Raw genomic sequence first — 22,063 nt, forward strand, 5'->3', positions numbered from 1 at the left:
GCACCGATTGGACACATGCCATGAGGAAGGATGCCATGACCGACAAGGATCTGCGCCGCGACGTGCTCGACGAGCTAGACTTCGACCCCAGCCTCGACGCAGGCGCCATCGGCGTCGCCGTCTCGAAAGGCGTCGTGACCCTGACCGGCCACGTCGGCAGCTACGCCGAGAAGGTCGAGGCCGAGCGCGCCGTTCGCCGCGTTCGGGGCCTGCGCGCTATTGCCCAGGAAATCGAGGTCCGCTACGCCGACGACAAGAAGGTCGCCGACGACCAGATCGCCGCCCGCGCCCTGGCCATCATCGACTGGTCGGTGCACCTCCCGAAGCAAGCCATCCAGGTTAAGGTCGCCGGCGGCTGGGTCACGCTGACCGGCACGGTGGACTGGCAGTACCAAGTGGCGGGCGCCGAAGCGGCGGTCCGGAAGCTGTCGGGCGTGCACGGGGTGACGAACCTCGTCGAGGTCAGGCCGCGGGTTTCGCCGACGGCGGTCAAGGACAAGATCCTGGAGGCGTTCAGGCGCAGCGTCATGTTCGAGGCCGACGGGATCAAGGTCACCGTCGCCGGCGACAAGGTCACGTTGGAGGGCGCCGTGTCGGCCTGGGCGGAGCGGGACGCCGCCGAACGGGCTGCCTGGTCGGTCCCGGGCGTGCGTGCCGTCGAGGACCGCATCGTCGCCCTGAGTTGAGGAGAGACCATGTTCCACGGCACATGCTCTCGCGGCGGCGCCACGATGGAGACGAAGGCTGAGCGGCTATCCCTCCCGCTCGGCGTTGCGGGGATCCTCCTTGGCCTGTGTGTTCCGCCGCCGGTGCTGGGACAAGACGCCGACGGCTCGGGATTGAACCGGATTGCATCGAGCCGCTCCGAATAGGTGACCAAGAGCGGCGAGACGGTGCCGAGGCCGGACAAGCTCTACCTCGGGCCGGGCAGCGACATCCAGCGGCGGACGCGCGAACAGGAGCGCGACGATGCGGTCACGCGGGGCATCTGTGCCGGTTGCCTGCGCTGACGCCGGACCCTCCGTTTGCGCCACGGCGGTGGCGCCACATCGAGGATCCGCCTGACAGGTGCTCTGCGTCCGGTTTCTCGAGACGCACATCGTCCTGAAACGAGGAGGCTCGCAATGGCTCAAGGAACGCATGGAGCGGACACCATCGCCCCGGGGGTGGGACCGCGTACGGGCAAACCGAGCGCGCCCGCCACGCTGCAGCGCGTGACCCTGACCCTGGCGCGCTGCCCGGAGCATCCCGACGGCAGCGGCGGACGGGGCTACGAGATCGTGGCACCGCTCGGACCGGACGGCCGCCTCGACGCGGCGCTATGGCGGGAAACCCGGGACCATTGCCGCGCTCGCCGGTTTTGGATCAGAGAGCGCGACCGGCATGGCCGGCTCGTGCACCGCGCCGGCGGCGAGGGCGGCGCGACCTGGCTGATCGACTATGACGACCGCACCGACGAGGACGACGAGCCCGGCTATCGCCTCGGTACCCATGCCCTCGTCGAAGGCGAGTACGTCTCGATCCGCGATGCCGGCGACGGAACCGAGCGCACTTTCCGGGTCGCTCACGTCAGCCGCGTCGAGGCAAGGATCAAGTCATGACGCGCGGGTCGTCGGACCTTCCGGCGCGCCCTCCGTCCTCGGAGTTCGACCTCGCCGAGAATGCCTTGCTGACGCTCTGGCGCACGTTCTGGCTCGACCTCCCGCTGGCCTGGGCGAGCGAAGTCGACCGACTCCTGTACCGATGGATACAGCCTGCAGATACCGGGAATCGTCTTCTCGTCGGCGATGGCGGAAACGCGGATCGTATCTGCGAGGTGGAGGACAGTGAGCGTCAGTGACTGCCGATATTGGGTTGGAACCCGGTCAAGCCATGCAATCGATCCTGACCGTCAAGCCAGCCCGCGGTGGCGTTCGGCGTAGTGTGGAGACGCGGGAAAGCCGTCCGCACCACGATAGCCTGCTTTGGCCTGCCCCGACGGATGTCCAACCGGCATCGGATCCGCCGAGGCGGATGGATCATGTGGTCGCCTCGCTCACCTCCTGTCGCATCGGCGTCATCCCGCATGATGCCTTCAAACGCCTCATGGAGCGGCATCCGCGCATCGGCCGCATGGTGCAGATCGAAACGGTCGTCGAATTGGCCACGGCCCGTCGCTGGCTCCTGAACGCCGGCCATCGCCAAGCGTACGAGGGGATGGCGCACCTGGTCTGCGAACTCTTCACGCGGGCGGCAGCCGCCGGCTTGGCCAAGGCGTCCAGATTTCACATGCCGTTGACGCAGACGGAACTCGACAGCGCCCTCGGCCTGACGTCGGTCCATGCGAACCGTATCGTGAAAAGGCTTACCTCGGCCAACCTCATGTCGTGGCGAGGCCGGTGGATCACCATCGAAGACTGGAATGGGTTGACGGAGGTCGCCGAGTTCGACCCCGCCTAACTCAGGCCGGAGCGCGCGACGCCCTGACCGAACAGGTCGGAAGGCGCCGGCGATGCTTTGGCGATAGGCGCGCTCACGACGGCCCCAGCGCATCGGTCACCGACAGGGCGATCTCGCGCTCCTCGTTCGCGGGCGCGATGCGCACCGCGACCGCCGAGCCGGACGCCTCGATCTTCGGGCTGCCGCCGGCGTTGGCCACTTCGTCGAGCGCGACGCCTGCGAAAGCAAGCCCCCGGCAGACGTCGGCGCGAATCTGCGCGGCGTGCTCGCCGATCCCGCCGGTGAACACGAGGGTGTCGACCCCGCCAAGGGCGGCGATCAGCGAGCCCGCCTCGCGCACGATCCGGTAGGTGAACAGATCCAGGGCCTCACGCGCGGCAGAGGCGTCGCTCGCCTCCAAAACCTGCACGTCGTCGCTGATGCCGGAGACGCCGAGGAGGCCCGACCGCGCGTTCAGGAGATCGGCCACCGCGTCGGCCGACAGGCCACGCTCCCGGATCAGGTACAGAACGAGGCCCGGGTCGACCGCCCCGCTGCGGGCGCCCATCATCAGCCCGTCGAGCGTGGTGAAGCCCATGGTCGTGGCGACGCTTCGCCCGTCCCGGATCGCGCACAGGCTCGCCCCGTGCCCGAGATGGGCGGCCAGAATCCGCCCTTTCGGGTAAGCCCGGGTGAGATGGGCGTAGGACAGGCCGTGGAAGCCGAAGCGCACGAGGCCGTCGTCGATGAGGGCGCGCGGCAGCGGGTAGAGTTGGGCCAACCGGTCCTGTGTCCGATGGAAGGCGGTGTCGAAGCAGGCAACCTGCGGCAGATCCGGCCAGACCTCCCCGAACGCGCGGATGCAGGCGAGCGCCTGCGGCTGGTGCGCGGGCGCGAGCGGAATAAGCCCCTCAAGCGCCGATAGGATCTCCGCGTCGAGCCGCACCGGCGCCGCGTGATGCAGGCCGCCGTGGACGACGCGGTGCCCCGCCGCGGTCGGTGCCGCGGGAAGTCGCGCGAACAGCCAGCGGGCTGCGGCGGCATGGTCGCCCGCCGGGGGACGCTCGCCCGCAACGGCGACGCTGTCGATCGAGAGTTTCGGTTCATGCGCGATCCCGGCGACGTGCGCTCGCCAGGCCGGCCCGTCCGCGCCCCGCTGGAACAGGGCGCAGCGCAGGCTGGAGGAGCCGGCGTTGAGGACGAGGATCATCGCCCGACCTCAATTTACGACCGCCCACCCGTCCACCGTCCCCGCCTGCCCAGGCTTGGCCGTGTCGGTCGGGCCGCACTGCATGATGTCGCCCTCGATCCGGCGGTCGTGATCCCCGGGGGCGTGCCGTTCCGGCCAGGTCCAATCCCGCACCTCAGGCAGATCGTCGCCGGTCTGACGGACATATGCGCGGTGCGCGGCCAGCGCGTCTCGGAGCGCCTCCTCGGCGTGCTCACCCCGGGCGCCCAGCCGCGGCGCGGCGCGCAGCGCGGCCTGCGCGAGGTGGAACCGGTCGAGCCGATTCAGCACGCACATGTCGAAGGGCGTCGTCGTCGTGCCCTCCTCGATGAAGCCGTGGACGTGGAAGTTGCCGTGGTTCGTCCGCTTGTAGGTCAGTCGGTGGATGAGCCACGGATAGCCATGATACGCGAACACCACCGGACGGTCCCGGGTGAACAGGCTGTCGAAGGTCGGGTCGTCGAGGCCGTGCGGATGCGTCTCGGGCGCCGGCAGCGTCATCAGGTCGACGACGTTCACCACCCGGATGCGCAGTTCAGGAACGTGTCGACGGAGCCAGTCCACCGCGGCGAGGGTCTCCTGCGTCGGCACGTCCCCGGCGCAGGCCATCACCAAGTCGGGCTCCGTCTCGCCCTCGTTCGAGGCCCATTCCCAGATGCCGACGCCGGCCGCACAGTGTGTGACGGCCTCGTCCAGGGTCAGCCACTGGAGGGCGGGTTGCTTGCCGGCCACGACGACGTTGATGCGGTCATAGGTCCGGAGGCAGTGGTCCGTGACGCACAGAAGGGTATTGGCGTCCGGCGGCAGGTAGATCCGCGCCGTGTCACCGCGCTTGTTCGCCACGAAGTCGATAAAGCCCGGGTCCTGGTGGCTGAAGCCGTTGTGGTCCTGCCGCCAGACGTGGGACGAGAGCAGGATGTTCAGGGACGGCACCGGCCGGCGCCAGGGCAGGTCGCGCGAGGACTTCAGCCACTTGGCGTGCTGATTCACCATCGAATCGACGACGTGCGCGAAGGCCTCGTACGTCGCGAACAGGCCGTGGCGTCCGGTGAGCACGTAGCCTTCGAGCCAGCCCTCGCAGAGGTGCTCGCTCAGCACCTCCATGACCCGGCCGTCGCGCAGAAGGTGATCGTCGCCCGGCAACATCGCCTGCTGCCAGGCGCGGCCCGTCACGTCGAACACCGCGTCCAGCCGGTTTGAGACGGTCTCATCGGGACCCACGATCCGGAAGTTGCGGGCGTCCTTGTTCAGGGACAGGACCTCCCGCAGGTAGCCGCCGAGCGTGCGGGTGGCCTCGGCTCGGGAGCGGCCGGGTCCCGGCACGGGGACGGCGCAGTCCCGCAGGTCCGGCAGCCGCAAGGACGCGCTCTTGTGCGCGTTGGCGTGCGGGTTGGCCGAGATGCGCCGCGGCCCCTTCGGTGCCAAGACGGCGAGTTCCGGTACGAGCGAGCCGTCCTCCGCGAACAGCTCCTCCGGCCGGTAGGAGCGCATCCAGTCTTCCAGGATCGCGCGGTGCTCCGGGTTCTCCCGCGTAGCCGCGACGGGAACCTGATGCGAGCGCCAGGTTCCCTCGACCGGCTTGCCATCGACGGCCTTCGGTCCCGTCCAACCTTTGGGGCTGCGCAGCACAATCATCGGACAGCGCGGTAGCCGGACCTTGCCGCAGCGCGCGGAGTGCCGGATGGCTGCGATCTCGTCGAGGACCGCGTCGAGGGCCGCCGCCATGGCCTGGTGCATGGCGGCCGGTTCGTCGCCCTCGACGAAGGTCGGCTCGTAGCCGTACCCGACGAGGAGGTTGCGAAGCTCGTCCGCGGGCATCCGGGCGAGGAGCGTCGGGTTGGCGATCTTGTAGCCGTTGAGGTGCAGGATCGGCAGTACGGCTCCGTCGGTGGTCGGATTCAGGAACTTGTTGGAGTGCCAGGACGCGGCGAGTGGCCCCGTCTCCGCCTCGCCGTCGCCGACCACGCAGGCGACAATCAGGCCGGGGTTGTCCAGGGCTGCGCCGAACGCATGGGCTAGGGAATAGCCGAGCTCGCCGCCCTCGTGGATGGAGCCAGGCAGCTCCGGCGAGGCGTGACTCGGGATGCCCCCGGGAAACGAGAACTGCCTGAACAGACGCTCCATCCCTTCCGCGTCCCGCGCAACGTCGGGGTAGATCTCGCTGTAGGTGCCCTCCAGGTAGGCGTTGGCGACGAGCCCCGGCGCGCCGTGACCCGGTCCCCAGACCGCGATCATGTTGAGGGCGCGCTGCCGTATGATCCGGTTCAAGTGCGCGTAGATGAAGTTGAGGCCCGGCGTCGTTCCCCAGTGGCCGAGGAGCCTTGGTTTGACGTGCTCGGGCTTCAGCGGCTCTCGCAAGAGCGGGTTGGCCATGAGGTAGATCTGGCCGACCGACAGGTAGTTCGCGGCCCGCCAGTAGGCGTGGATCCGCTGCAGGCTGTCGGGTCCGAGTGGCCCCGGCACGAAGGTTAGGTCGTGACCGTCGTCCGCACGGCCGCCATCGCGGCGTTCCTGGCGGGTCTTCGTCGGCTCGCGCCTCGCGTCCATGTCGGCCTCCCGGTTGCGGATCCCGGACGACCGTGCAGGCAGCCGAGGCCGGCCGCGTTGAGTTGGATCAAGGCGGCTCTCCGGTAGGCCGGCAGGATGCCTTCCGTCAGCAGGACGGGAGCGAACGATGGCCCTGGTACTTCGAACCACCTTCATCACGACGGTACGCCGCGCGCGGGTGCCGGTCATGCTGGCCCCGACGAACGACGCCGAACCCCGGGTCGTCACGGACGCGGCGCGCTACCGGTCCATCGGCAGCCTGCAGGCGCTGGCGCTCGCCATCGCGGCCTCGGTGGCGACGCCGGCGCTGCTTTGGCTGGCTCTCTGATCAAAAACCCCGGCGAACCGAGGAGACCCGCGATGGACGATATCACCGTACGCCGGCACGTGCTCGACGAGTTGGAATACGCCCCCATGGTCGACGCGGCGCAGATCGGCGTCGCGGTCGACGACGGCGTCGTGACGCTGACCGGGCACGTACGGAACTACGCCGAGAAGGGCATCGCCGAGCGCGTCACGCTCCGGGTGCGCGGCGTCCGGGCCGTGATCGAGCGGATCGAGGTCCGGTATCTAGAAAATCCGCGCGTCGGCGACGAGGCCCTGGCCGAACGCTGCGCCCGGGTTCTGGAGTGGGATGTGCAGATCCCGGAGCGGTCGGTCTCGCTCAAGATCGAGAAGGGCTGCGTCACGCTCGAAGGATGCGTGCCGTACTACCACCAGAAGGCGGCGGTCGATAAGGCGCTGCGGCGGCTTGCCGGGGTCACCGACATCGTCAACCTCATCACGGTGAAGCCGCCGGTCCAACCCACCGAGGTCAAGGACAGGATCCTCGCCGCCCTGAGGCGCAGCGCCCGGGACCCGGACACGATCCGCGTCCACGTGGACGGGGACAGGGTGATCTTGGACGGCTGCGTCGACGTCTGGAGCGAGCGCAAGCTCGCCGAGCGTGCCGCGTGGTCGGCGCCCGGCGTCCGCGCCGTCGAGGACCGCCTGACGCTCGCATAACTGGGGGTGCCGATGCTGGCGATGGTCCTGCGTGAGATCGGCGGTCCTCTCCTACCGGAAGAGAGGCCCGACCCAATCCCCGGCCCCGGCGAGGTCCGCATCCGGGTGGAGGCCTGCGCGGTCTGCCGGACCGACCTCCACGTCATCGACGGCGAGCTTCCGCAGGCCGTCTACCCCATCGTGCCCGGCCACGAGGTCGTCGGCATCGTCGAGGCCGTCGGCGAGTGCGTGACCGATCCGGCACCGGGTCGGCGCGTCGGGATGCCCTGGCTCGGGCACGCCCGCGGCCACTGCCGCTACTGTCAGACCGAGCGGGAGAACCTGTGCGATGCCCCCGGCTTCACCGGCTGCACGCGCGACGGCGGGTTCGCGACCCGTCTCCTGGCCGAGGCGGCCTTCACCGTCCCGCTCGACATGAGCCTGGACCCGGTCGCGAGCGCGCCGCTCCTCTGCGCAGGGCTGATCGGCTGGCGCACGCTGCGGATGGCGGGGGACGCCGACACTGTGGGCCTGTACGGCTCCGGGGCGGCCGCGCACATCGTCGCTCAGGTCTGCCGCTGGCAGGGCCGCCGCGTGTTCGCGCTCACCCGGCCCGGCGACCGGAAAGCCCAGGATTTCGCCCGCTCCCTTGGGGCTGAATGGGCCGGCGGATCGGACGGGGCGCCGCCCGAGCCGCTGGACGCGGCCTTGATCTTTGCACCCGACGGCCGGCTGGTGCCGACCGCGCTCGCGGAGTTGCGCAAGGGTGGATGCGTGGTCTGTGGCGGCATCCACATGAGCGACATCCCGCGCTTCCCCTACGAACTGCTCTGGGAGGAGCGTTCGGTGCGCTCGGTGGCAAACCTCACCCGCGCGGATGCGCGCGGCTTCTTCGAAGTCGTGCCGCGGGCCGGCATCGTCACCCGCACCCGCATGTTCCCGCTCGTCCAGGCCAACGCGGCGATAGCCGCCCACCGGTCCGGCGCCCTCCAGGGCGCCGCCGTTCTCGTGCCCTGAACCGGTCTCGTCCGCTGCATTTGGACTGCCCATCGAGTGCCCTTGCGATGGATCAAGGTCGTCCCCGCGAACCGGGGCCAGAGTACCTCCATCGCGCCGGCAGCCCGGCCAAGGGAGGTGGTCATGAAGATTTCCAACATCATGGTCTCGGTCGACCTCGGGCCCGCGGCGGCGGACCGAGTCCAATTGGCGGCCGGCCTCGCCCAACGGTTCGGGTCCAAGCTGACCGGCGTCGCCGCACGTCCGGTCCTCGGACCCATGCCGGTCGGCGACATGCTGGAGGTCGAGCGTGTCTGGGCCCTTGAGGAGCGCCTGACCGACGAGCAGCTCGCGGAGGCCAAGGCCCTTTTCGAGCGCGAGGCCGGGCAGGCGCCTAGGACGAGCTGGCGCTCCGCACCGACCGATCCGTTGGCTTTCCTCGGTGCGCAGGCGCGCACCGCCGACCTCGTGGTCGTCGGCCGACAGGGACCTGCGGACGGTGATCCCGGTCCGATGGCGGCCTCGACCGGGGGGCTGCTCATGGAGGTGGGGCGTCCGGTGCTGGTGGTCCCGCCGGGCATCGAGCACCTCGCGGTCCAGCGGGTCGTGGTGGCTTGGAAGGATACGCCCGAGGCCCGTCGAGCCCTGCACGACGCTTTACCGTTCTTGAGACAGCCCGAGCAGGTTTGCGTGGTGGCCGTGGGACCGGACGCGCAGCACGTGGGCGCCGAGGGCGCGGCCGAGTACCTGTCCGGGCACGGAATCAAGGCCACGACCCACCTACTGCGCAAGCCGGAGATCGGCCCCGCGGACGAGATCCTTCGGTTCGCCCGGCGGGAGGACGCGGACCTCATCGTCATGGGAGCCTACGGGCATAGCCGGCTGCGCGAGTGGGTCTTCGGCGGCGCCACTCGCGACGTCCTGCAATCGACCCCCGTCTGCTGCCTGATGAGCCACTGATGCGCTCGGCGACCACCATCTACGCGGGCGCTCTGGTGCTGCTGACCATCCTTATCGGCACCGGCTCCGCCCAGGCCTGGGACCGGCAGGTCAAGCAGGGCGAGTCCCTCGCCAGGACCAACTGTGCCCGCTGCCACGCCGTCGGGCGTGTCGGGACGAGCCCGCTGCCCGCCGCGCCACCCTTCCGCGAGTTGCACAAGCGCTACCCCGTCGAGGATCTCGGCGAGGCGCTCACGGAAGGCATCCGCACCGATCATCCGAGCATGCCCGAGTTCCGGTTCGACCCTGACCAGGCGCAGGACCTGATCGCCTACATGAAGTCGCTCGAACGCTGAGGGAGAGCCTCGATGTACCTCCGCTGTCTTCTCGTCCCCACAGCCCCAGGCATCGACGCCACCCGCCGCCTGGACGCGGCCCTGCGCCTCGGGCGGCGCCTGCACGCGCACATCGGAGTCGCCTTCATGGCGCCGGACCCGGGTTATGTCATGGCCAGCATGGCCGGCATGGTCGGCATAGCCAGTCTGGCCAGCGTCATGCCGATGGACTGCGCGACCATCGAGGCCATCCAGCGGGGCGTGCGCGAGGCCGCGGCCGAAGGCAAAGCGGCGCTGGAAGCCTGGTGCGGACGCGAGGGCGTGCCGCTGGTCGACAAGGCCGCGCGCCTGGATGCCACCTTCGCGACCTGGACGGAGCTGTCGGGCGAGGTCGAGCCGCTCCTGACGCTGGCCGGGCGAGTGAACGACTTGATCATCGTCGACCGACCCGATCCGGCGCGCTCGTTCACCGGGCGGGCGCTCGACACGGCCCTGTTCTCGGTCGGACGACCGACGCTGATGGTTGGCGAGGGAGTCCCGTACGACCTCCTCGACCACGTCGTGATCGCCTGGAACGGCAGTCTCGAAGCGGCACGCCTGATCGGGCAATCCATCACGCTGCTGCACGAGGCCGTCCGCGTCACGGTCGTGCATGCGCGGACGGAACGCTTCGAGGAGACGCGGGCCGCGGACCTGTGCGCCTACCTGCGCTGGCACGGGATCGTGGCCGAGGCCGTCACCCTGCCGGTCGGGGATGGGATCTCGGTCGGCGCGGCCATCCTGGACGAGGCCGGGCGCCGGAACGCCTCCATGCTGGCGATGGGTGCCTACACCCACAGCCGCGTGCGCGAGTTCCTGCTCGGTGGCGTCACCCGGCATGTGGTCGAGCACGCGCGCATCCCGGTACTCATGGCCCACTGACGTATCGCGCTTGCGGGACGGCCTTGCTGGGGTCGTCCCGTCGCGAGACCTTGGCGGCCCCGCTCTCAACGCCTCGGGTCGTGGCAGTGCATGCGAGGAGGCGCCGTGCCGCAATCCAGGCTGCAAGTCTGGTGGGGCTTGCAGAACCACTGCAGGGCCCCGCTTCTCAGGCAGGACCCTCCGCAATGCCGATGGGGCGCGTTTGCAGGCTCGACGAACGTGCCTTTCGCATCAGGCGAGTCGGCCCTCGGTCGCGCCTGCGTTGGCGACGCGCTTACCACGACCGCGGCGAGAATCAGGAGGGCTGCACATGACGTGGTGCTGCGCATGATGCCGGGCATCAATGGCTCATCAGGCAGCAGAGAGGGGCATAGGACAGCAACTCCCGAGTGACGCCGCCGAACGCCCACTCGCGGAGGCGCCCGTGACCGTAGGCGCCCGCGACGATCAGGTCGGCCCCGTGCTCGGTGGCCGCTTCGACGAGTGCCTCGGAGGTCGAGGCACCCAGGGCATGGTGTCTGACGCGGATGGCTGAGACGCCGTGCGCCTGGAGGAGACGGAGGGTGTCCTGACCCTCGGAGCCGGCGCCATCGTCGACGGAGACGACGAGCACCTCGGACGCCCGCTTCAGGAACGGTAGCGCGTCCAGCACCGCGCGGCGCGCCTCGCGGGTGTTCTTCCAGCCGACCACGACGCGCTTGGCGTCGAGATGGTCGACGCCCGGCGGCACCACCAATACCGGGCGCCCAAGATGCATGACCGCGTCGGCCGGATCGACCGCTAACAGCGCGGGCCCGGGGTCCGTCCCTCGGCCGACCACCACGAGGTCGGCGGCCGCCGCCTGGACGACCAGGAACGCCAGCGGGGAATCGAGGTCGGAGCGCCACTCGACGCGGCTGCGTCCGCCGGCGGCTTCCTCGAAGGCCTCGTGGGCCACCCGGAGGTCGTTCAGGACAGCCTCCTGGATCGAGGGGATGCCGAACGCCCCCCCCGGCGTCGGACCGGCCGGAGCCCAACTGTAATCCGGCATCTCCGCCGCGACGCCGGTCAGGCGGGCGTGGAAATCGTCGGCGAGAAGCGCGGCCAAGCGTACGCGGCTTCGCGCCCCTTCCGACAGGTCCACGGCGACCATGATGCTCGCGTAGGTCATGGAACGTCTCCGGATCGGCAGGCGATGGAATGGCTGCGGGCGGGCCTTGCGGCCTCGCCCATCCCGATGGTTTCAGCCAAGCGTGAGGTGGTCCTCGACGGCGCGCACGCCCGGCGCCGACCACGCGGCAGTCTCGGCGAGGCGGCGCTCGTGCCAGGCGTTGACCTTGCCCTGCAGGACGACCTTCGCGTCCTTGACCGTCACCTTGATCGCGTCGGCCTCAAGTTCTGCGTTGCGCTTGAGCGCCGCCAGGATCTTCGCGCGTACGTCGGGCGCGCTCGCCTTCGGCGCCACCTCGATGGTGTTGATGATGCCGGTCACGCCAGCGAGGCGCCGGATAGCCCGATAGGCTTCCTCCTTCTGGTACTGCCAGTCGACCTTGCCGGAGAGCGTCACCCAGCCGGTCTGGACCTTCACCTGCACGGCATCCTTCGGCACGGTCGCGGACCAATCGAGCATCTGCACCGCGCGCTGCGCGAGGTCCTCGTCGCGCGGCGGGGTTTCGCCGCCGAAACGCACCTTGATCTCCTCGACGACGCCGCGGACGCCGCGGACCTTCTGGGCCGCCTTCTCGGCGGCGACGCGCGCCGCGAAGCTGGCGACGTGGCCGCTTAGCGTGACGATGCCCTTCTCCACGGCGACGCCGATGTGGGCGGCATCGATGCTGGGGTCGAAGTCGAGCTCGTCGATGACGTTCTGGCGGATCAGCTTGTCGCCCATCGTAAGTCTCCTCGATGAGGTCCAGGTCGCGCCTGGCCGAGCCCGAGGCTATGCCCGGCAGGCGGTCGGACATTGATCCAGCGCAAGCTCTTCCCCGGCCGCGATACGACCCAGCATCGGGCAGGCCCGGGGGCAACCTGAGGTGGCGCAGCCGGCGGTCACGGCGGAGACCATGTCCCGGGCATCGAACAGTCGGCCGAGCAGCGGCACGTCCGCGAAGGCCTTCGGGACCCGGGCGTTCCCGGCAATCAGGGCGAAGGGGATGCCCCTCCGGCGAAGGTCGCAGGCGAGCGGGAAGCACGGCCCCTCAGTCAGGTCGACGCTTACCACGGCGAAGTCCGGACGCTTCGCGTCGAGGCTTCCGATGGCCTCGCCGCCGGTTCCGTAGGGGCCACTCACCGCACAGCCGGCGTTCGCGAGGGCGTCCTCCAGCCACATGCCCGGTAGCGCCTGCGGCTCGGCGACAAGCACGACCGGCCGCCTTTCACCTGCGTTCGCCCGCATCGCCCGATCCTCATTCCTGATCGCGATGGGAGGAGGATGGATCCGCCGGGCCGGCTCGCCTTGCGCTGGATCAAAGGACGCCGGGGCGCCGCGAGCGGGCCGGTGCGCTCAGGACGCCGATTCCGCCGCGTCGTGCCTGATCGAGCGCGCGACCCTCAGGGCCGCGTCAAGGTCGTTGCGGGCCGTCCCGTAGCGCCGCCATAGGCCGTCTAACCATTCCGGCCGTCCGGCCTCGGAGTCCGGGATCTCGGAGAACGGGATGTGGTACATGCCGTCGAGCGCCTCGATGCCGTAGCCGGTGACGGCCCATTGCCGCCCTTCCCAGTGCACGGGTTCGGTGAGTCCGTGGCTCATTCCCGCCTCCTCACGCCGCCTGCCCGTCGAGCTCGGCCACCTCGCAGGTGTCGGCCCGCATGCGCCAGTCGACGATACCCGCCGTCTGGCAGAACAACGCCTGGGCCGCGCAGGCTGCGGCAGCCTCCGAGTGGGCGGAGACGACGGTCTGCCGCTGGATGGCGGGGTGCTCGTGGCCGCTGTCGTCCGGCACGACCTTGTGGAAGGTGACCAGGTACTTGTGCATGGCGCGCCTCCGATTGCGATGTTGCGGAGACGCTGGGCGCCCGCGGGAGCGGCGGCCTTGATCCAGCGCAAGGCTCGATGCGCAATCAGACACCCGGTGCCGGCGGGAAGAAGCGTTCCCGACCCGGATCGGCCCCGTTGTCGTGGCTGGTCCGCGCGGTTCGATGCGCGTGCGCCTTGCCGTGCAGTGGCCAGTACCGCTCCATTGCCAGGTAGGTGAACGAGGCCGACCAGCCGATCAGGAGCAGGCCATTGAGCGCCTCGACGCCAGCGAGCAGCCGGGTATGGGATGTCGGGAAGTGGTCGCCGAAGCCGAGCGAGGTGTAGGCCACCACCGAGAAGTACAGGCAGTCCTCGAAGGACGTTACCGGAGTGCCTGCAAAGGCGCCAACGCCGAGGCGGAGGACGAGTAGCCAGTAGGCGCCAGCGTAGATCCAAACCGCGACGGTGTGCCCGACGAAGGTCATCAGCACCACGGCGAGGATCCGGGCGCGGGGCGGGACCGGCAGCTCGGACAGGTGCTCCGAGGTCAGCCGCAACGTCTCGTAGAGAATCAGGATTGTGGTCGTGACGAGGACGACGCTGGCTGTCATGGCGAGGAGCATGCGCGGCCCCGGGTGAGCGTGGCGGCCCGAGCCTGCCCGATAGAGCGAGCGCGTGCTTGGCGTAGCGCTAGTGGGCAGGCGTCGAGGCGCCTTTGACCGAGATCAACGCCGTCCTCCACGGAACGGCATTTCCTCATCGAAGCGCCGCCAACCGGGCGTCGGGATTCGGGAGATGATCATGGCCGACGTGCATGTTGCCGAGGAGCTCTGGTCGACGGGGATGCTGCCCGAGGGCATTTTGGAGCGGTGGTTCGTGGCGGACGGGGCGCGTGTGCGGGCCGGAGAGGCCGTGGCGGCCGTGCGTATCGGCGAGGCCTTGCACGACATCGCCGCGCCGACCGGCGGCCACCTCACGGTCTTGGCACCCGTCAACGAGCTCGTCGACCCCGGCTGCATCATCGCCGAGGTCCACGCCTGACATCAGGGAGGCGAACCATGTCTCAACCGAACGCGGCCACGCCGTCATCGACCTGGCGGACGCAGGAGATTCTGATCGGCGGCATCCAGCACGCCGCCGGCGTCGCGCTGTTGCTGGCGGCGTGGGTGCTGGTCTTCACCGATCATGCCCGCGCGGCCGGGTCCGCGCTCCTGCCGGGCTTGCTCATCGTCACGCTCTACGGCGCCAACCAGATCCGCTTCCGGGCGGTGCTCGAAAGGGCGGTGCTGATCGTCGGGGCCTGGACGCTCGTCTCACCCTGGGCGCTCGGGTTCGCTGCGAACGACGGCGCGACCTGGTCACACGTCGCGCTCGGTGGCGTGGCCATCGCGACCGCCGTTGCACTGCTCCGGATCGCGAGGCGGCCATGACGTTTCAGTCGGCCGCCAGCCACGCGGCCGTTTTGGCCGCCTCCCTGGCGGCTTGCGCCGGCGCTCCGGCCGCCGGTCCCGAGGAAGACCATCGCGTCCGTGGGTGGGCCATCGCCGCGCAGCACTGCAGCGAGTGCCATGTCATCGGCCGCACCTCGCAGCCCGGCGCGTTCGCCGGCCCGGCCTTTCTGCGGGTCGCCAATATGCCGTCGACGACCGGTCCGGCGCTCGCGGTGTTCCTGCAGAGCCATCACCAGCGGATGCCGAGCCTGAGGCTCGACCGGGACGAGATGGACGCGGTCATCGACTACATCCTCAGCCTCAAGGCCCGAACGGCAGCGACGCCTCCAGGCATCACCTCGGAGGATTGAGGGTGACGCTGCCGCATCCCGTGCTGCTGGCCGATATTGGCGGCACCTACGCTCGCTTCTCCGTCCTTCCGGAGCCGGGAGGACGTCCAGGCCCGATCCGGTAGGTGCCGACGGCCAGCTTCCCCGGCCGGGTCGACGCCATTCGGGCCTATGCCAACCGACAGGACACGGTCCGGCCTCGCTCGGCCTTCCTCGCCGTCGCGGGGCGGATGACCCTCGGCATCACGCGCCTGACCAACGCGCCGTGGCGGTTCGACTCTGGCGGGATCGGCGAGGCGTTCGGCTTGGAAGCGGTGCGGCTGGTCAATGACTACGTGCCGCTCGCCGCCATCACCGTCCTCGCCCCGGCCGACTTGGCGCGGATCGGGACGGCTGTCGAAGGGGTTGGACCACGGCTCGTCCTGGGGCCGGGCACGGGCCTGGGCGCGGCCGTCCTGATTCCGGCGGGCGACCGCCTCCTGATTCAGACGACCGAGGCCGGGCACGTCGGGTTCGGCCCCTGCGAGCCCGACGACAAGCTGCCCTGGTCGGCCCTGATGGCGGCCAAGGGTAGGCTCACGGCCGAGACCGTGCTGTCGGGTCCGGGTCTCGTCAGGCTCGTGCGAACCCTCGCGGCTACGCGCGGAGCTGCCGTCGGCTGGAGCGCGCCGCCCGAGGTCCTCGAAGATGCGAGGTCGGACCCGGTCGCCAGGGAAGCGGTCCATCAGTTCGCCCGCCTCCTCGGCAGGTTCGCGGGCGACATGGCGCTGATGTTCTCGGCCACGGGCGGCGTCTTCCTCGCCGGCGGGATCGCGCCACGAATCGTCGACGTCCTGCGGGGCGAAACGTTCGGTCATGCCTTCGAGGACAAGGCTCCGTTCCGCGAGTCCATGCGGGCGGTCCCGCGCGCCGTAATCCTACATCCGGAGCCGGCCATCGACGGTCTCGCGGCGCTCTTAGCCGACGAGGACCGCTTCCTGTTCCCGGCTCATGACTGGCGGGCTTGAGCCAGGTCAAGGTCGGTCAGTCCAGGCACCCGCACGGTGACGGCAGGCGACTCAATTCGAGGGGATCATCATGTCTTATGCCAGCATCATGGTCGCGGCAGATGACGGGCGTCACGCGCCGGCGCGGGTGCGTCTCGCCGCGGAACTGGCGCATCGTCTCGGCGCGCGTCTCGTCGGCGCCGCCGCCTGCATGCCGGACTATCCCCGAGGCTATGGTGAGACTGCCGTGCCCATGGGCATGGTCATCGAGGAGATCCGCCAGGCGGCGTTGAACCGGCTCGCGGGCGTCGAGCGGGTTTTTCGCCATGCCTCCTGCCTGAACGACTGCGTCGAGTGGCGCGCGGACCTCGGGTCACCGGCCTCGTTCCTCGAAGGCCAGTCGCGGGCGGCGGACCTCGTCGTGGTCGGGCGCTACGCGGATGACGAGGGGGTGACGATCGGCATGTCCGTCGACGCCGGCGACGTCCTGATGCGGTTGGGGAAGCCCATCCTGGTAGTCCCGGCCGGCGTCGAGCACCTAGAGGCTAGGCGCGTGCTCGTGGGCTGGAAGAACACCCCGCAAACGCGCCGGGCCGTGTCTGACGCCCTGCCCATGCTCAGGCGTGCGGAGGCGGTGCAGGTGTTCCGCGTCTCGGACGGCGACGACCGGGCCGAGGTCGAGGACGTGGCCCGCTACTTGGCGCTGCACGACGTAAACGCGACCGCGCATCTGGCCAAGCCCTCGGGCTGGACCGTCGCCGACGACGTCCGGAAAGCGACGCGCGACTTCGACGCCGACCTGATCGTGACAGGCGCCTACGGCTACAGCCGCCTGCGCGAGTGGTTCTTCGGCGGGGTCACGCGGGACCTGCTGGCGCAGGCGTCCGTCTGCTGCCTGCTGTCCCACTGACCGGAGGGTTTTCGATGGCCAACCCGGACAATCTGGATCGAGGCGAACTGGGTTTCTCGCCACCTTCGCCCACGCGTCCCCCCGGACCAGGGTCACGACCCCCTAAAGCCCGTCGGGGTGCCCATGCCAGGACAGGACGATATGCCGCCGATGAACGAGCCCCTAGGCATCCCGGGAGGCATGCCCCCACGAGATGGTCCGAGTTCAAGATTAGTGCAGGGTCGGCCTCTGCTCTACGGGTAGCTTGGCCGACGGAGCCAGTCGGGCGAGCGCGGTCGGCCAAGCGGTCATGGCTGGCACGAACACTTCCGGCGCTGGTGGCTTGTAGCCAAGCGCACCGTGCGGGCGGATCGTGTTGTAGTGCCGACGCCAGCTTTCGATGATGATCTGCACCTCCTTCAGGGTGTAGAAAATCTCGCCGTTCAGGAGTTCATCCCGCAATCGCGCGTTGAAGCTTTCGACAAAGCCGTTCTCACCACGGTGAGCCTGGCGCGATGTAGGCAGCCTTCGCGCCAATAGCCGCAATCCAGGACTGCACCGACTTGGCGATGAACTCGGGCCCGTTGTCTGAACGAACGTGCTCGGGCACGCCGCGCAGGATGAACAGGTCCGAGAGCACGTCGATCACGTCAGCTCCCTTCAGCTTGCGCGCAACGCGGATCGCCAGACATTCGCGGGTGAACTCGTCGACGACGTTGAGCATCCGGAACTTGCGCCCGTCATGGGTGCGCGCCTCGACGAAGTCGTAGGCCCGGACGTGGTCGCGCCGCTCCGGTTTGAGCCGGATGCAGGAACCATCCCCGTCCCACAGCCGGCCCTTCTTCGGCTGGCGGCCGGGCACCTTCAGCCCATCGCGCCGCCAGATCCGCTCGACCCGCTTGTCGTGGACCAACCAGCCAGCCGCCTTCAGCAGCGCGCCGATCTTCCGGTGGCCGTAGCGCCCGTACCGGCGCGCCAGTTCTACGAGATCGGCGGTCAACGCCGCCTCATCGTCTCTGCCCCGCGGCACCTTGCGCTGCGTCGAACGATGCTGACCGAGCGTACGGCACGCGCAGCGCTCGGAGACGTCCAGGACGTCCATCACATGCTCGATGCAGGCGCGTCGGCGCGCGGGGCTGGTCAGTTTCCCCGGGCAGCCTCCTGCAGGATCAGCTTGTCGAGCGTGAGATCTGCGATCGCCTTCCGGAGCCGGTGGTTCTCGGTCTCCAGGTCCTTCATGCGCCGGACCTGGTCGCTCTTCAGGCCGCCGTACTCCTTGCGCCAGCGATAGTACGTAGCCTCCGTCACGCCGATCGTGCGGATCGCGTCCCCGACGCTCTGGCCCACGGGGAGACCAGCACATCCACCTGCCGCAGCTTGGCGACGACATCCTCCGGCTTGTGCCGCTTCGTTCCCGTCTGTCCGTCCTCGTCCTGGCCCCAAGGCCATACCTCAGGGCGGACCACTTCACTGGGGGCGGATCACTCAGGATCTCCCGCTCCTGGCGTAGCACCTCTCTCTCGCGCCGCAGGCGCGCGAGCTCGGCGGCTATGTCCTCCGCCGATCGGCCGGCGGATGGTCCATCTCCCGCTCACGTCGACCGTCAATCCAGTTGCGCAGCGTCGAGAGCCCGGCGCCGAGATCGGCGGCGACCTCGCGGCGCGACCGCCCACTCGTCTGCACCAATCGCACCGCCTCAGCACGAAACTCGGGGGTAAAGGTCTGCTTCAGGTCTGCCTGCGGAACCCTCCTCCTTCAAGAAGAGAGGTCTCCACTTTCTCGGGGCAAGTCCAGACCGGGCGTTGCTCCGACCGATAGAGGGCCACCGGGTCGCGCCGATGCTGAGTCGGCGTCCGCTGGCGGCCGCCGTTCATTGCTTCGCCACAAGCGCCAGAGGAGCGATAGCCGCCAGCTCAGCAAGCTACCGGCAAGGACTGGCGAAGGAACGTATTTCTGCAGCTCGGTCGCTGTCAGAAGGAGCTGCGACCTTCAGGGTCGGAGTTCCAACTGCGACCCAAATGCGACCCAGAGGCCGAAGCGCTATAAAGTCGCTTGGATCTCTGGACCTAACATACTGATTTTTTTGGTAGCGAGGGAGGGATTTGAACCCCCGACACAAGGATTATGATTCCTCGTGACGGGCGGTTTTGGGCTCCATCCGGGCGCATCGACATGCACGGGAAAACGACGAAGCCCAGGTATTTATCGTATTCGATCAAGGATCTGGCAAGGGAAGCTTGGTAGCGGAGGGGATGAGCCCGGGCGGCGATCCGCCCGAGAACGTCCGCCCGAGATCCGCCCGAGCCGCTCGCATGCCCGTCAAACTCACCGAGGCCCTGGTCAAGCAGGGGATCGCCGACGCCGTCCCCAAGGGCCGGGCGTACGACCTGATCGACGCCGGCTGCCCCGGGCTGCTGATGCGCGTCGGGCCCCGTGGGGTGAAGTACGCATTCAAGTTCGAATCCGGACATCGGACGCACAGGCTGACTCTCGGCTCGACCGACATGCTCCGGCTCGCCGATGCGCGCGCGATCGCCACGGAGGCCAGGCGCCGGCTCGTCGACCGGCTCGGGGTCCCGGACGACCGCTGGCTGGAGGGCCGGCTCCGGCAGATGCACAAGCTCCCCCCGAAGGAGCCGAACCCGGCGCCTCGGGACCCCGCCCTCGTCGAGGCTTGGGAGGACCAGATCCAGCGAGCCGGCGAGTGGACCTGGGAGGAGGCCCTTGCGGCGTTCCTGGCGGAGGTCGCGCGCACCAGGCGGTCGGCCACGTACACGGACTACCGGAAGCTGCTCCACTCGCCCGAGCTCGCGACCTTTGCCGGACGGCGGGTCCGGCGCATCACGATCGAGGACCTCGCGACGGTCGTCCACGCGGTGCATGCCAGCGGCCGAGAGCGACACGCCGAGCACTTGGCGTCCGTCCTGAGACCAATGTGGAGCTACCTGGCGCGGCATGAGCACCGAAAGCGCTCCGGCGTCGAGGCCGGTATCCCCACCCTGCGGGCGCCCGAGCGGACGCCGGGCGACAAGCTGCGGGCGAACGGTAAGGTCCCGGGCGGGTATACGGCCAAGCCCGGCGAGATCGGGCGCATCCTGGCGGTGGCCCGGACCGGCGTCCTCAATCCGACGGTCGCCTCGGCCCTTCAGCTTCTCGTCCTGACCGGGCAGCGGCGGCGTCCCGTCGTCGAGGCCCTGGTCAAGGATTTCGTCCCGTGGGAGGAAGTGCCCGGCTGGGGCGTTTGGTCGATGGGACCTGCGCACCGGAAGACCGCGGCCAAGCGCGGGGACAAGCATAGGCACGCCCTGCCGCTGCCCCCGGCCCTGTGGGATCTCGTGCAGCAGCAGATGGCTCGGGCCACGGCCGCCGGGAGCGCTTTCCTATTCCCGCAGGTCCGGGCGGCCCGGATCGGCGCCGCTTTCGGTGGCCACCTTTCCGATGCGGCGATCAATCACAGGATCCTCGACATGGGCATCGCCGCCTCACCGCACGACCTCCGCCGCGGGCTGTCGACGGTCTGTCAGGCGACGCTCAGGATCCCGCGCGACACGGTCAAGATGATCCTTGACCACAATGAGGGCTACAGGAGCGACGACGTCCTGGAGCGCCATTACACCGATGACGATCGTCTCGACATCAAGCAGCCCCTCATGGCGCGTTGGTGCGCGTGGGCGGATGAGCAGGCCGCGGCCGCCGCCTCGGCGCTCCCCCCGGCCATCGAGCTCGGCGCCGAGTTAGCCCGTCGGCGCCGGGAGCGCGAGCTCGCCGGCAAGGGCAAGCGGAGCAAGCCCGAGGCGGGGGAGGAGGACATACCCGAGGAGCTCGCCACCGCCGCGTAGCCCAGGGATAACCCCTATCCTGCCGGTCGCCCCCCCCTTGCCCGGCCGGTCCAGATGCCCGAGTTTGCCGCCATGAACACGCTCCTCCGCATAGGCAAACGCCCCTTGGCCTGAGGCCAGCCACCGCCGCCGGGACGCCCCGGCCGGCACGCGTTCCCCTATGCCCGGAGGCCGCCATGACGGTCTGGTTCACGTCCGATACCTATTTCGGCCACGTCGGTATCCTCGGATCGAGGATGGCCCGGCCCCGCCCCTTCAAGTCGATCGAGGAGCACGACGAGGTCCTCGTGGCGCGCTGGAACGGCCGCGTCCGCCCGGGCGACCAAGTCTGGCATCTCGGCGACTTCGCCTACGGCGCGTCAGCCGAGAGGTGCCGGGACATCTTCTCGCGCCTCGCCGGCAAGAAGCACCTGGTGTGGGGCAACCACGACAACGCGCGGGAGAAGGCACTGTCTTGGGCAAGCCAGCAGGAGCGGGCTCTCGTCACGGTCGACGGCGTCTCAATGGTCCTGGGGCACTACGCGCAGCGCGTGTGGTACGGCATGCACCGAGGCGACCTGCACCTCTACGGGCACTCGCACGGCAGCCTGCCCGGTACGTCGGCGAGCCTGGACGTCGGGGTCGATTGCTGGGCCTGGGCCCCCGTCCAGCTCAGCGAAATCCGGGAGGCCCTGGCGGAGACGGCCGCCCGGAAGGCGGGGGCAAAGGCGGCCGCCGCCCTTGCCGAAGCGGCGTAGATGAGGCGGTAAGGTCAGGCTGCCACGATGGGGCATGCCCTGGCGCACCCGCACCGCCCGACCCATCAGCCACCGGTTCCACGAGGCCGATCCCGACGGACGGCCGCCGATGAAGTTCGTCGCCCGCCGGATCCCGGCTGGGGAGAAATTTTACGACCGGCCGCTCTGGAAGCACGTCAAGCTCCCCCCGTTTGACAAGAAAACGCTGGTCGTCCTGGCGTCCACCTGCGATGCCTGGGAGGCCCGGCTGCCCGAGGAGACGGAGGTCTCGGCCTTCGTCCTCAATTTCTTTGCCTGGCCGGACGACATCGAGATCCGGCTGTCCGACGACAAGATGCACGGGGCAATCAACAGGTGCTTCTCCGTCGTCGCGCTCACGCGGCACACCGCATCGGCTGTGTGGGGCGGCTCCGAGAAGAACGGATTCGAGCAGCTCGCCGACGACATCTACGCCTGCCGAGAGGTCCGGGCCGCCCCGGACATCGACGCGCTCCACTCCCTGACGCCCCAGGCGCAAGAGCTCCGCTAG

The 22,063-nt window shown here is 69.4% G+C and carries 27 protein-coding genes and 2 pseudogenes; 19 read left to right on the top strand and 10 right to left on the bottom strand.

Annotated elements, in window-relative coordinates; all coding sequences use genetic code 11:
* Window positions 1–35: 35 nt before the first annotated feature.
* The 5 genes from J3A75_RS05515 (at window position 36) to J3A75_RS05535 (ending at window position 2,439) form a co-directional block, all read left to right on the top strand.
* Window positions 36–686 carry a BON domain-containing protein gene (locus J3A75_RS05515; RefSeq protein WP_209649772.1) on the top strand — a complete coding sequence of 217 codons (651 nt, stop codon included), beginning with the start codon at window positions 36–38 and terminating at the stop codon, window positions 684–686.
* Between the two features lie 186 nt (window positions 687–872).
* Complete coding sequence (locus tag J3A75_RS05520) at window positions 873–1,010, top strand: hypothetical protein (RefSeq protein ID WP_209649774.1); 138 nt, start codon at window positions 873–875, stop codon at window positions 1,008–1,010.
* A gap of 114 nt (window positions 1,011–1,124) precedes the next feature.
* Window positions 1,125–1,601, top strand: coding sequence for a hypothetical protein (locus J3A75_RS05525; protein WP_209649776.1), 477 nt, complete (start codon window positions 1,125–1,127; stop codon window positions 1,599–1,601).
* Entirely contained in the window at window positions 1,598–1,840 is a 243-nt protein-coding gene (locus J3A75_RS05530) for a hypothetical protein (RefSeq protein WP_209649779.1), read from the top strand. The genes J3A75_RS05525 and J3A75_RS05530 overlap by 4 nt, the downstream gene beginning before the upstream one ends.
* A 173-nt stretch (window positions 1,841–2,013) precedes the next feature.
* A complete protein-coding gene (locus J3A75_RS05535) occupies window positions 2,014–2,439 on the top strand; it encodes a Crp/Fnr family transcriptional regulator (RefSeq protein ID WP_051475904.1) in 426 nt (141 codons plus the stop codon).
* Between the two features lie 73 nt (window positions 2,440–2,512).
* Here the strand turns inward: J3A75_RS05535 and J3A75_RS05540 are convergent, their stop codons facing one another.
* Together J3A75_RS05540 and J3A75_RS05545 are read right to left on the bottom strand one after the other, a co-directional pair.
* Window positions 2,513–3,628, bottom strand: coding sequence for an acetate/propionate family kinase (locus tag J3A75_RS05540; RefSeq protein ID WP_209649781.1), 1,116 nt, complete (start codon window positions 3,626–3,628; stop codon window positions 2,513–2,515).
* A gap of 9 nt (window positions 3,629–3,637) precedes the next feature.
* Window positions 3,638–6,193 carry a phosphoketolase gene (locus J3A75_RS05545; protein WP_209649783.1) on the bottom strand — a complete coding sequence of 852 codons (2,556 nt, stop codon included), beginning with the start codon at window positions 6,191–6,193 and terminating at the stop codon, window positions 3,638–3,640.
* Window positions 6,194–6,320: 127 nt separating this feature from the next.
* Between J3A75_RS05545 and J3A75_RS05550 the strand changes: the two genes are divergently transcribed.
* The 6 genes from J3A75_RS05550 to J3A75_RS05575 all read left to right on the top strand — a co-directional run bounded on the left by J3A75_RS05550 (window position 6,321) and on the right by J3A75_RS05575 (window position 10,368).
* Window positions 6,321–6,521 (top strand): hypothetical protein, encoded by a 201-nt coding sequence (locus J3A75_RS05550; RefSeq protein WP_012317433.1) that lies wholly within the window; start codon window positions 6,321–6,323, stop codon window positions 6,519–6,521.
* A gap of 32 nt (window positions 6,522–6,553) precedes the next feature.
* Complete coding sequence (locus tag J3A75_RS05555; protein ID WP_209649785.1) at window positions 6,554–7,198, top strand: BON domain-containing protein; 645 nt, start codon at window positions 6,554–6,556, stop codon at window positions 7,196–7,198.
* 12 nt (window positions 7,199–7,210) lie between these two features.
* A complete protein-coding gene (locus J3A75_RS05560) occupies window positions 7,211–8,194 on the top strand; it encodes a zinc-dependent alcohol dehydrogenase family protein (RefSeq protein ID WP_209649787.1) in 984 nt (327 codons plus the stop codon).
* 123 nt (window positions 8,195–8,317) lie between these two features.
* Entirely contained in the window at window positions 8,318–9,133 is an 816-nt protein-coding gene (locus tag J3A75_RS05565; RefSeq protein WP_012317436.1) for a universal stress protein, read from the top strand.
* Window positions 9,133–9,468, top strand: a complete 336-nt coding sequence (locus J3A75_RS05570) for a c-type cytochrome (RefSeq protein ID WP_209649790.1) — start codon at window positions 9,133–9,135, stop codon at window positions 9,466–9,468. Before J3A75_RS05565 ends, J3A75_RS05570 begins: the two co-directional genes overlap by 1 nt.
* Window positions 9,469–9,480: 12 nt before the next feature.
* The gene (locus J3A75_RS05575) at window positions 9,481–10,368 is read left to right on the top strand and encodes a universal stress protein (protein ID WP_209649792.1); all 888 of its coding nucleotides are present in this window, start codon (window positions 9,481–9,483) and stop codon (window positions 10,366–10,368) included.
* Between the two features lie 340 nt (window positions 10,369–10,708).
* Here the strand turns inward: J3A75_RS05575 and J3A75_RS05580 are convergent, their stop codons facing one another.
* The 6 genes from J3A75_RS05580 to J3A75_RS05605 all read right to left on the bottom strand — a co-directional run bounded on the left by J3A75_RS05580 (window position 10,709) and on the right by J3A75_RS05605 (window position 13,926).
* Window positions 10,709–11,518 (bottom strand): universal stress protein, encoded by an 810-nt coding sequence (locus tag J3A75_RS05580; RefSeq protein ID WP_209649793.1) that lies wholly within the window; start codon window positions 11,516–11,518, stop codon window positions 10,709–10,711.
* A gap of 72 nt (window positions 11,519–11,590) precedes the next feature.
* Complete coding sequence (locus tag J3A75_RS05585) at window positions 11,591–12,238, bottom strand: BON domain-containing protein (protein ID WP_012317440.1); 648 nt, start codon at window positions 12,236–12,238, stop codon at window positions 11,591–11,593.
* Window positions 12,239–12,286: 48 nt separating this feature from the next.
* Window positions 12,287–12,742: a histidine kinase gene (locus J3A75_RS05590; RefSeq protein ID WP_209649795.1), complete on the bottom strand. Its 456-nt coding sequence runs from the start codon at window positions 12,740–12,742 to the stop codon at window positions 12,287–12,289.
* Between the two features lie 108 nt (window positions 12,743–12,850).
* Window positions 12,851–13,096 (bottom strand): hypothetical protein, encoded by a 246-nt coding sequence (locus J3A75_RS05595; RefSeq protein ID WP_012317442.1) that lies wholly within the window; start codon window positions 13,094–13,096, stop codon window positions 12,851–12,853.
* 10 nt (window positions 13,097–13,106) lie between these two features.
* Complete coding sequence (locus tag J3A75_RS05600) at window positions 13,107–13,322, bottom strand: hypothetical protein (RefSeq protein WP_012317443.1); 216 nt, start codon at window positions 13,320–13,322, stop codon at window positions 13,107–13,109.
* Between the two features lie 85 nt (window positions 13,323–13,407).
* Window positions 13,408–13,926: a potassium channel family protein gene (locus J3A75_RS05605; RefSeq protein ID WP_012317444.1), complete on the bottom strand. Its 519-nt coding sequence runs from the start codon at window positions 13,924–13,926 to the stop codon at window positions 13,408–13,410.
* 178 nt (window positions 13,927–14,104) lie between these two features.
* On the opposite strand from J3A75_RS05605, the gene J3A75_RS05610 reads away from it, so the two are divergent.
* The 5 genes from J3A75_RS05610 to J3A75_RS05630 all read left to right on the top strand — a co-directional run bounded on the left by J3A75_RS05610 (window position 14,105) and on the right by J3A75_RS05630 (window position 16,979).
* A complete protein-coding gene (locus tag J3A75_RS05610; protein WP_012317445.1) occupies window positions 14,105–14,344 on the top strand; it encodes a biotin/lipoyl-containing protein in 240 nt (79 codons plus the stop codon).
* Between the two features lie 17 nt (window positions 14,345–14,361).
* A complete protein-coding gene (locus tag J3A75_RS05615) occupies window positions 14,362–14,733 on the top strand; it encodes an SPW repeat protein (protein ID WP_209649797.1) in 372 nt (123 codons plus the stop codon).
* Entirely contained in the window at window positions 14,730–15,104 is a 375-nt protein-coding gene (locus J3A75_RS05620) for a c-type cytochrome (protein WP_070998497.1), read from the top strand. The genes J3A75_RS05615 and J3A75_RS05620 overlap by 4 nt, the downstream gene beginning before the upstream one ends.
* Window positions 15,105–15,208: 104 nt before the next feature.
* Complete coding sequence (locus tag J3A75_RS05625; RefSeq protein WP_312892337.1) at window positions 15,209–16,090, top strand: glucokinase; 882 nt, start codon at window positions 15,209–15,211, stop codon at window positions 16,088–16,090.
* A 70-nt stretch (window positions 16,091–16,160) separates the two neighbouring features.
* Window positions 16,161–16,979 carry a universal stress protein gene (locus tag J3A75_RS05630; protein ID WP_209649799.1) on the top strand — a complete coding sequence of 273 codons (819 nt, stop codon included), beginning with the start codon at window positions 16,161–16,163 and terminating at the stop codon, window positions 16,977–16,979.
* 210 nt (window positions 16,980–17,189) lie between these two features.
* On the opposite strand, the pseudogene J3A75_RS05635 reads toward J3A75_RS05630, so the two are convergent.
* Window positions 17,190–18,424: pseudogene (locus tag J3A75_RS05635) on the bottom strand (IS3 family transposase).
* Window positions 18,425–18,444: 20 nt separating this feature from the next.
* Window positions 18,445–18,689, bottom strand: a pseudogene (locus J3A75_RS05640) (transposase); the annotation flags it as partial.
* 581 nt (window positions 18,690–19,270) lie between these two features.
* On the opposite strand from J3A75_RS05640, the gene J3A75_RS05645 reads away from it, so the two are divergent.
* From J3A75_RS05645 to J3A75_RS05655, 3 genes are all read left to right on the top strand, one after another.
* Window positions 19,271–20,797, top strand: coding sequence for an integrase family protein (locus tag J3A75_RS05645; protein ID WP_059407896.1), 1,527 nt, complete (start codon window positions 19,271–19,273; stop codon window positions 20,795–20,797).
* Between the two features lie 176 nt (window positions 20,798–20,973).
* A complete protein-coding gene (locus J3A75_RS05650) occupies window positions 20,974–21,534 on the top strand; it encodes a metallophosphoesterase family protein (protein WP_059407893.1) in 561 nt (186 codons plus the stop codon).
* A 34-nt stretch (window positions 21,535–21,568) separates the two neighbouring features.
* Complete coding sequence (locus J3A75_RS05655; RefSeq protein WP_059407891.1) at window positions 21,569–22,063, top strand: hypothetical protein; 495 nt, start codon at window positions 21,569–21,571, stop codon at window positions 22,061–22,063.

This window comes from Methylobacterium sp. PvP105 (assembly GCF_017876975.1).
Lineage (GTDB): Bacteria > Pseudomonadota > Alphaproteobacteria > Rhizobiales > Beijerinckiaceae > Methylobacterium > Methylobacterium radiotolerans.